Genomic DNA, 8,591 nt, shown 5'->3' with positions numbered 1-8,591 from the left:
GATCCGCGACGACATCCACGAAGCCTTCCTCAGCCTGGCCTGCGGCATCATCTGCTGGCGCCGACTGGTCAACCTCTCACTTTGTTAGGAGTTCTAAATGGGGAGGCGCAAACCCGATTGGATCGGTGCACCGATTTGCACCGCTATGCCTGGCTCGCTTCATTGGATCGGCGAGAGGGGGCGCAATCGACCGATTCCGCCCCGCCGTAGCTCAAGTGCCGATGTCGATCTCGGCAGTGCCGAGAGCGTGACGCTCACGCCAAAACCGATAAAGGGCCCAGACGGCACCGAACACGGCGCCCGTCCAGGCAATGGCCTCTGCCACGGTTCCGGGAAGTGACGTGGTGAGACCCTCGCCAGGTGGCAGCGCCACCATCTGCACAGCAGCCCCGACCGGAACGATCAAGACGGCGATCAGCCCGGTCAGACCTGGCCGCCTGACGAGTGCGCCCACCGTGACAAGAATCAGGCCCAAAGGCAGCCCCACAACCAGCCACACGATCATGTCCGTGCCCGCGTCCCACAGATAGGCGTCCGTTACGTAGTACGAGACTGTCGCCGCCACCAGCGCCAACAGCCCACCCAACGCTCCACGGACACGAGACCCGGCCGCCCAACCGACCGCCACCGCCAGAGCGGCCCACGACCACCCGGCGTCGAGCAAGAGGCTGAGAACCTTGCTGGCCTCGGCCAATTCGGTCCCCGCCACGCGGGCACCGATCTCCCCATAGGGCGAAGAAAGCACGTTCCCACGTCCCGTTGCCGTCTCGGCCACCGGGATCAGCCGGTCAGGTGCCGCGCGGACCGAGGGGGCGGCGGCGGACGATTCCGCCCCCCGTCCGTCATTCGACAGGCGTCCAGACGATCACCGCCGCGGCAGCACAGTGGCGGAGTGTCAAATCATGTGACACCAAACTGCACTCTCTGCATGGTTCCTACTCGACCCCGTTGTTCGCCTGAACCCGGGTCCGGGCGGCCATGCAGGGCGATCTTCAGAAAACGAAGGTTTCTTGAAGCCTGGCAGCTCAGCGAACAAATAATCGGTTGCCTGTTGGCGATGGTGGTGGATGCAATGTCCGGCATGGTCACCAAGGTGCGCCCGCCACGGCGAGATGAGATGAACGCGTACTACCGGGCCTTGCCACTCTGCGATCCGGGCAAACTACAACCGAATCGTCACACGGGAGACGCCAACGCATGAATACGCCACCATCGCCACCTGGAGCGGAGCGGATTGACGGATCATCCATCCAGATCGGCGCTCTCGTTCCGCTAACTCGGCCTGGCTGGGTCGAGGCAGGCCAACACTTGCTCGCTGGACTCGAGCTGGCCGTTCGCGAAGTCAATGACGCCGGCGGGATCGTCGGAAGACCACTCGAGCTGGTGGTCCGAGACACCGCGGCTGATCCACAGAGGGCCGCGGCCACCGTGGATGAATTGGCTCGCCTGGGCGTGGCTGCCTTGGCGGGGGAGTATCACAGCGTCGTCGCTCGCGCCGCTGCCGCCAGGGCCGACGCCCTCGGCCTGCCGTTCCTCTGCTCGTCAGCGGTTCTCGACGCGCTCACCGAACAGCCAACGGAATGGGTCGCGCGCCTCGCCCCGGCGCAGTCCCACGGCTGGCAGATCTACGCAGACTTCCTCCTCAGCGCGGGCCACAGTCGTATCGCCGTAGCAGCCGAGTCGAGTGTCTACTGGGCATCTGGGGCCCGCATTCTGCGGGACTACCTCGCTCCACGCGGCGGCACCGTCATCGAACTCGACATGCGCGCGCTCGCCCCCACGGCCGTGTGCGACGAACTCGTCGACAATCGCGCGACAGCCCTCCTTCTTCTGGTCGGCCACCCGGAGCCGGCAGTGTCGATCGTCAAGTCCGTCCGCCGCGACCAGCGCCTCGCCGAGATCATGATTGGTGCTCCGGCCGGGCAACCGGAGTTCGCCGAATGGGCGACGTTGCTGGGCGACGACAGCGCCGCGATCCCGTTCTTGCGCTACCTGCCCGAGCGCCTCAGCCCACTCGGTGCACGAGTCGAGACGGCCCTCCGCGAGCGGCTGGCCGAAGCGCCCTCCTTCGTCGCCTTCGAGGGCTACGACACGGTCGCCGTCCTCGCCGATGTGCTGCGTTCTCACGGCGCGGACCGGGCGCGCACTGCCGAATCCTGGCCGCGCGTTGCAGTCGAAGGCACTCGCGGGCAGATCCAGTTCTCCCGCACGCCAGGCATCAGCGTTTGGCAATGGGCTTGGACGCCAATCCAAGTCGTTGATCGAGATCCGGCGGAACCCGATCGCTTTCGGATCCTTCACGCCAGCTGAGAGAGCACGGAGGTCCGACTGCCCAGATCTGTCCGAACTTGAGGCCGTCTGCCTGTCTACGTGTTAATACGGGCTCTCAGCTTCGCGGCGGGGGCCCCGACCGCATTCTCACACTATCGCGCGGCAGCCGGCGCTAGCCCGGGGCAGCCCATGATGAGAATCTGCGAATTTCCCCAGGGCTGCTTCTCGCCCCACTTGGTTGAGCTGGTCAAAGGTGTTGGGACAGTGGGGGGTGAACAGAACCGGGCGGCGCGCTCAGGCGGCGACGGCCGGGGCCATGCGCAGCGGTGCGAGCGCGGTGCTCCAGGCGATGACCTGGTCGAGCATCGTGTTCAGGGCGGGCAGGTTGTGGGCGCCGGGCTTGAAGACGCTGAAGTTCTCGAATTCGGTGATCATCGACAGTGCGACCTGCTGGCGTACGTCGGCCATCTGGAGCTCGGCGGCGACCGCGCGCAGGTGCTCGACGGCCCGGACGCCGCCGACCCCGCCGTAGGACACGAAGCCGACCGCCTTGTTGTTCCACTCGGCGTAGAGGAAGTCGATGGCGTTCTTCAGCACGCCGGGGATGCCGTGGTTGTACTCGGGTGTCACGATGACGAACCCGTCGAACGACGCGATCTTGGCCGCCCATTGCCTGGAGTGCTCGTGCTGGTACTGGCCGAGCATCGGCGGCAGCGGCTCGTCGAGGTGCGGCAGGGGGTGGTCGCGGAGGTCGATGAGCTCGAACGTGGCGTCGTCGCGGCGCGAGGCGATGTCGAGCACCCACTTCGCCACCTGTTCGCCGTTGCGGTTGGGGCGGGTGCTGCCGAGGATGATGCCGATCTTGAGCATGACGTTTGCCTTCTCATCTGCGGCGCTTCGTCGCGGAAGTGCGTTGTCTGATAGATCGCATGCTGTGCAGATGATCTGTCCAACAATGAGTGGGTGGGTATCATTCCTGTTATGAGCACCGAGACACCGACCACGCCGGTCGCCGACGGTGTCGACTTCGCGGGGGACTTCGGTCTCTCCCTCCTCGTCCTGATGCGCGCGTACCGGACCGTCGTCGCGTCGGTGCTCGATGACGTCCCGCAGGGTGCCCGCGGCTACCAGACACTCGCTGTCGTCGTCCGAGGTGACCAGCAAAATCAGCTCGCCCTGGCCACGTACCTGGGGATCGACCGCACCGTGATGACCTACCTGATCGACGACCTCGTCACGGCCGGCTTGGTCGAGCGCCGGCTCACCCCTGCCGATCGGCGCCAGCGCAAGATCGTCGCCACCGCCCGGGGCGTCAACACCCTCCAGGACCTGCAGCGGCAGGTACGGGAAGCCGAAGACCGGCTCCTTGAGGCGCTCGATGAGAATGAGCGCCAAGCGTTCCGGACCCTGCTCAGCCGGATCGCCTGCGACGTCCGGGACATGGACTTGGCCGCTGCCCCCTGCGACGTCACATCCGACCCGTGCGACGTCGCCGAACCCAGGTCCTAGCTCGACCGCGTACCCACCGGCGCGCGCCGGGCGACGACCCGGCAGGGTCGGCCGGTCATATTGGGCATCCCTGCGTTGGCCGTGACCTGGGACGAAGCTCGTCCCGCACACCGAGCGCCATGGGGAGACGTCCGCCTTGCAGCCGTCAATGATGGCGAAGCCGATCTCGACCGCCTCAGCGTGGTGGCCGTAGGCCCAGCGGTAGGCCGCTTTGCAGGCAGGCTACCGACGCCAATTGCATCGGATGCGAATAGGCAACACCTGTCCTGGATGCCGGACATGGACTGAGGATGAGCCGTTTTCGCCAGCGGAGTTCGCCTCGGCATTGCACGGAGCCACGGTAGTCGGGCCGGGACCGTGCGTGAATCTCACTCCATTGAGCGATTGAACTGCGAAGACGCCCCGTGTCGCATCTGATGCGAAATTCTCGCGTCAGATGCGATAGACGGAGAGTGATGGCGGACGGGTGGAGACGGTCTCGTTCCAGGGTCTGCTCGGCTGCACCTGATTGACGGTCTGCCGCTGCTGCGGCCGGACGAGCAGGTCTTCGAGGCGATGATCAAGGGCTGGCGCAACCAGCAGCTCGCCCGGAATCTCTCGCCGGGGTACGTGGATGACCAGGAGCGTACGGTCCGGCCCTTCACCCGGCACGCCGGTGCGATGCCGTGGCAGTGGACACCACAGCACGTCGACGATTGGTCGGCCGATCTGCGGGCCGTGCATGGCTGTGTCCGCTCCACCCTGCGCAACTACCAGGGCTCGGTGCGCCAGTTCTGCGACTTCCTGACCAACCCGGCCTACGGCTGGACCGACGAGTGCCTGCGGCACTTCGGGACCCACCCAGTCCAGGTGGTCTACGACTGGAATGCTGCGACGCACGCCGACGAAGCCGAGGGCGAGCCGGAACGCCGAGCGTTCACCAAGCCTGAGCTGGAGGCGTTCTTCGATCATGCCGACGAGGAGGTCGCACCAGAGAAGATGGAGCGCTTCGGGCGAGCGGTGGATCAAGGTAGGCCGCATCACGACCGGCGGCTTGTCCTCGTCGAGCCGCAGGCCCGGCAGCCTGCGGGCGAACAGCTCAATGCCCGGGCGGAGTTGCTCGCGCGCGAGCTGCGAGCCCGGGCAGCCGTGCGCCCCGTGGCCGAAGGCCACATGCTGCTGGGAGACCGGCGGGGTGATCGGGAAGGGCCCTCACACCCGGATGGCCCGGGGGCCAGGAGGCTGTGGCGCTGGGTCACGCGACCGGCTGGAACAGCAGCAGTTGCAGACCGCCGAGCACGGTCGCCGCGATGACCAGCCGCTCGAAGAGCACCTGGTCGATCCGGTCCACACACGCCCTCCCGATGAGCGCTCCGGGCAGCACGAACAAGGCGAGCACCGCGTCCAGCAGGAGAGAACGCCGGTCGATCAGCCCGAGGCCCACGCTGAAGGGCACCTTCGAGGTGTTGACGATCAGGAAGAACCACGCCGCGGTCCCCAGAAAGCCGAGCTTCTTAAAGCCCGCGGAAATCAGATACAGCGACAGGACGGGCCCACCCGCGTTGGCGACCATCGTGGTGAATCCGCCGAGCACGCCGTACGAACGTGCCTTCAGCCGGCCCCTTCGACCTTCCTGCGATGCGAGCGCCTCGTCCGCGCCCGGCCGTCTGCGCCAGAGGGTGGCCCCGGCCATCAGCAGCAGGATCGCCCCGATCGAAGTACGTACGGCTTCGTCGCCGGCCCAGAGCATGAACAGCGTGCCGACCACCACACCGGCGGCGACCGCGGGAAACATTCGCAGCAAGGTCGGCCAGTGGGCGTGCCTGCGATAGGTGAGTACGGCGAGCACATCGCCGACGATGAGTACGGGCAGCAGCACCCCCGTCGACTCGCGCGCCGGCAGCACCGCCGCGAAGATCGCAAGGCTGACCGTGTTCGCACCGCTCACAGCGGTCTTCGAGAAGCCGACGAGTACGGCTGCCACGGCGAGCGCAACGAACTCCCAGCTGATGATGATGTCCATACCAGGAGCTGATCTTACGCGCCCGGAGAACCGGCGAGGTCGCATAGGATGCTTCAGATACGACCTTTGACCTGCTTGAACGCCGGTCGGGAAAACTTTTGCCGACCTTGGCGGGGAGGAATGTTCAGGATTCCTCCCCGCCAAGTTCTCAGGAGCGCCGGGTTACTTCTTGGTGGCGAAGGCGTACAGGTTGCCGTCCCAGGCGCCGGCGAAGAGCGTGTTGCCGGAGATGGCGGGCGCGGAGGCGACCCACGTGCCGATCTCGTAGTTCCACACTGTCTCGCCAGTCAGCCGGTTGAGGCCGTAGAGGATTCCGTTGTTGGAGCCGATGTACACCGTGTCTCCACTGACCGCGGGGGCCGACAGGACGCCGCCGAGGTACTTCTTGCCGGGCATGGTCGCATTCCACTTGACCGTGCCGGTCGCCGTGTCGAGCGCGGTGACGCGTCCATCGGGGAAGCCCATGTACATGGTGTCGCCGACGACCGCCGGCGCGGAGGGAGTTGCGTTGCCCGGGATATAGGAGGAGCCGGTGCTGCGGTAGGTCCACAGGGTCTTACCCGTCTCCGCGTCACGGGCGATCACGCCGTTGTTCGAGCCGATGAAGACCCGGCCGCCGGCGGCGGTGGGTGCGCCGTCCTGCCAGCCACCGAGGGCCGCGTTCGCGGTCCACAGCTGCTTGCCCGTGGCCGCGTCGTAGGCGAGGAGCATGTCGGCGGTCTGGTTGCCGACGTAAACCTTCCCGTCGGCGACCGCCGGAGTGCCGTCACTCATGGTCGATCCAGCCATCGGGGATTCCCAGATGGCCTTACCCGTCTTGGGGTCCAGCGCGGCGAGCAGGCCGCGGCTGGCCTTGCCGTAGCGGGTCTGGTAGGGCCAGAACACCTTGCCCTCGGCGACGGTCGGCGAGTAGTAGGAGTACGAGCGCTGCTGGTCCGGCTCGGCGGCCTCGGGCTCGCGCCGCCAGCGCTCCTTGCCGGTGACCGCGTCGAAGGCGTACAGCGTGCCGTTGATCGTCGGGACGAACACCAGGCCGTCCGACACGGCCGGTGAGCCGTGCACCGACGCGTCGGTCCGCGCGGACCACAGTGCATTGCCGGTCTTCAGATCGACAGCGTGCACACGGTTGTTCTTCAGGTCGTTCTCATCACGGGTGCCGACGTACCCGACGCCGCCGACGATCGCGGGCGAGCCGGTGAGGATCGTGCCCGGCGTGCGGTAGGTCCACGCAAGTTCCAGATCCGGGCGTACGACGTCACTGGCAACACCGCTGTGGCTTGCGTCGCCGTGGAACTGCGCCCAATCGGCACCCGGCTCCACCTTGACCGGCGCGGCGTCGGTCAGCTGGAAGGTCGACGACTTCTGCCAGCGGGCGCCGCCCTCCGCGACGGCCTCCACGTCCAGGGTGTGCTCGCCGACCTCCTTGGCAAGGGTCGGGTACTTGGCGTACCACGTGAATTCACCGGACTTCTTCATGGACTGCCATTCGCCGCCGTCGACGCGGTATCGGGCGCTCTCGACCTTGTCCGAGGTGTGGTACGCGTTCACCTGGATCTCGTCGAGCCCCTTGGCGGACACCGACGCTCCGGGAGCGGGACTGGTGACGGCGAGCGACTTCTCCACTCCGTACATCCGGAACGGGTTGTCGAAGCCGTTGCCCCACATGTTGACGTAACGGAAGCCACGCGGGCTGTGGTCGATGGTGTACGAGCTGGAGTTGGTCTGGATGTGCTTGGCACCCTTGACCACACTCTCGTCCACGTCGTTGGAGTGCTCGTGACCGACGAGCACGAGCTCGGTCTTGTACTTCTCGAGCAGCTCGGAGAACGAGTCGTAGGTGGAGGGCGCTCCGAACGGAACGTTCATCGGTGCGTGCGTCAGGACGACCACATGCTTGCCCTTGGCGTGGGTCTCGAGGTCCTGGCGCAGCCACTCGCGCTGCTCCTCGATGGGTGCGCCGCCGATGTTCTCCAGAACGACGAAGTGACGGTCGCCGTAGTCGAACGAGTACCACTCAGGGCCGACGTAGCGCCGGTAGTTGTCGATGCGCGCAGCGTAGGTCGGCTCACCGCCGTTGAAGTACTCGTGGTTGCCGACCGCGGGCCACACCGGCAGCTTCGACGCCGCGGTGGACGCGCGGTACTGCTGGAACTGGGCGTCCGTCGCGTTGTTGGTGAGGTCACCGCTGACCTGTACGAACGCCAGGTCCTGCGCGGTGGAGTTGATCTGCCGCATCTGGTCGGCGAGGTCCGGCGTCACATGTGTGTCGGCGACATTGGCGAAAGCTAGCTTGCCGTTCTCGCCCTTCGAGCTGGGCACGAGCGGGAAGTCGGCCTTGGACTGCACACCGTCCGCGAGCTTTCCCAGAACCCGGTAGAACTGCGGGGTCTTGGCCTCGTCGGTGGGCACCTCGTAACCGGCCGGCTTGGTGATGAACACGATGTCCGTGGCCCGGCGGGCCACGTCGATGCTCAGGGTGTACCGGCCCTGCTTGTCAGTCGCCACGGTCTTCACACCGTCGGAGACACTTACTCCCTCGATACCGGGCTCGTCCGTGTCCTGCGTGCCGTTGTTGTTCGCGTCCTTGAACACGACACCGCTGGTGGTTGCCACCTCCGGGTCGAGGGCCGCGGCGGCCGTCGGCACGAGCGGGGTGATCAGCGTGGCCGTGGCCAGGCCGGCCATGGTGAGAACCAGGCCGCGGCGCACCGCGGGCGACACATCGCGCATACCGATTCTGTCTGCAGATGTCACAGTTTTTCCTCTGTTTAGTTTCTTCAGATACTTCGGAGTGACTCGCGGAAAAAGG

General features: G+C 66.3%; 6 protein-coding genes and 1 pseudogene. 2 read left to right on the top strand and 5 right to left on the bottom strand.

Annotated elements, in window-relative coordinates; genetic code table 11:
* Nucleotides 1-211: 211 nt before the first annotated feature.
* On the bottom strand, nt 212-775 hold the full coding sequence (locus ACWDO5_RS26700) for a hypothetical protein (RefSeq protein ID WP_450532908.1): 564 nt from the start codon (nt 773-775) through the stop codon (nt 212-214).
* Between the two features lie 422 nt (nt 776-1,197).
* On the opposite strand from ACWDO5_RS26700, the gene ACWDO5_RS26695 reads away from it, so the two are divergent.
* Nucleotides 1,198-2,310, top strand: coding sequence for an ABC transporter substrate-binding protein (locus ACWDO5_RS26695; RefSeq protein WP_450532907.1), 1,113 nt, complete (start codon nt 1,198-1,200; stop codon nt 2,308-2,310).
* 255 nt (nt 2,311-2,565) lie between these two features.
* On the opposite strand, the gene ACWDO5_RS26690 is transcribed toward ACWDO5_RS26695, so the two are convergent.
* The gene (locus tag ACWDO5_RS26690; protein WP_450532906.1) at nt 2,566-3,141 is read right to left on the bottom strand and encodes an NADPH-dependent FMN reductase; all 576 of its coding nucleotides are present in this window, start codon (nt 3,139-3,141) and stop codon (nt 2,566-2,568) included.
* Between the two features lie 111 nt (nt 3,142-3,252).
* On the opposite strand from ACWDO5_RS26690, the gene ACWDO5_RS26685 reads away from it, so the two are divergent.
* Nucleotides 3,253-3,780 carry a MarR family winged helix-turn-helix transcriptional regulator gene (locus ACWDO5_RS26685; RefSeq protein WP_450532905.1) on the top strand — a complete coding sequence of 176 codons (528 nt, stop codon included), beginning with the start codon at nt 3,253-3,255 and terminating at the stop codon, nt 3,778-3,780.
* Between the two features lie 969 nt (nt 3,781-4,749).
* Here the strand turns inward: ACWDO5_RS26685 and ACWDO5_RS26680 are convergent.
* The 3 genes and pseudogenes from ACWDO5_RS26680 to ACWDO5_RS26670 form a co-directional block, all read right to left on the bottom strand.
* Nucleotides 4,750-4,941: pseudogene (locus tag ACWDO5_RS26680) on the bottom strand (cytochrome P450); the annotation flags it as partial.
* 73 nt (nt 4,942-5,014) lie between these two features.
* Nucleotides 5,015-5,782 (bottom strand): sulfite exporter TauE/SafE family protein, encoded by a 768-nt coding sequence (locus tag ACWDO5_RS26675; RefSeq protein WP_450532903.1) that lies wholly within the window; start codon nt 5,780-5,782, stop codon nt 5,015-5,017.
* A 162-nt stretch (nt 5,783-5,944) separates the two neighbouring features.
* Nucleotides 5,945-8,536: an outer membrane protein assembly factor BamB family protein gene (locus tag ACWDO5_RS26670; protein WP_450532902.1), complete on the bottom strand. Its 2,592-nt coding sequence runs from the start codon at nt 8,534-8,536 to the stop codon at nt 5,945-5,947.
* Nucleotides 8,537-8,591: the final 55 nt, after the last annotated feature.

It is taken from the genome of Streptomyces sp. NPDC000880 (genome assembly GCF_053599675.1).
The sequence above is the reverse complement of the archived record's forward strand: the minus strand, read 5'-3'. Positions and strand labels throughout refer to the sequence as shown.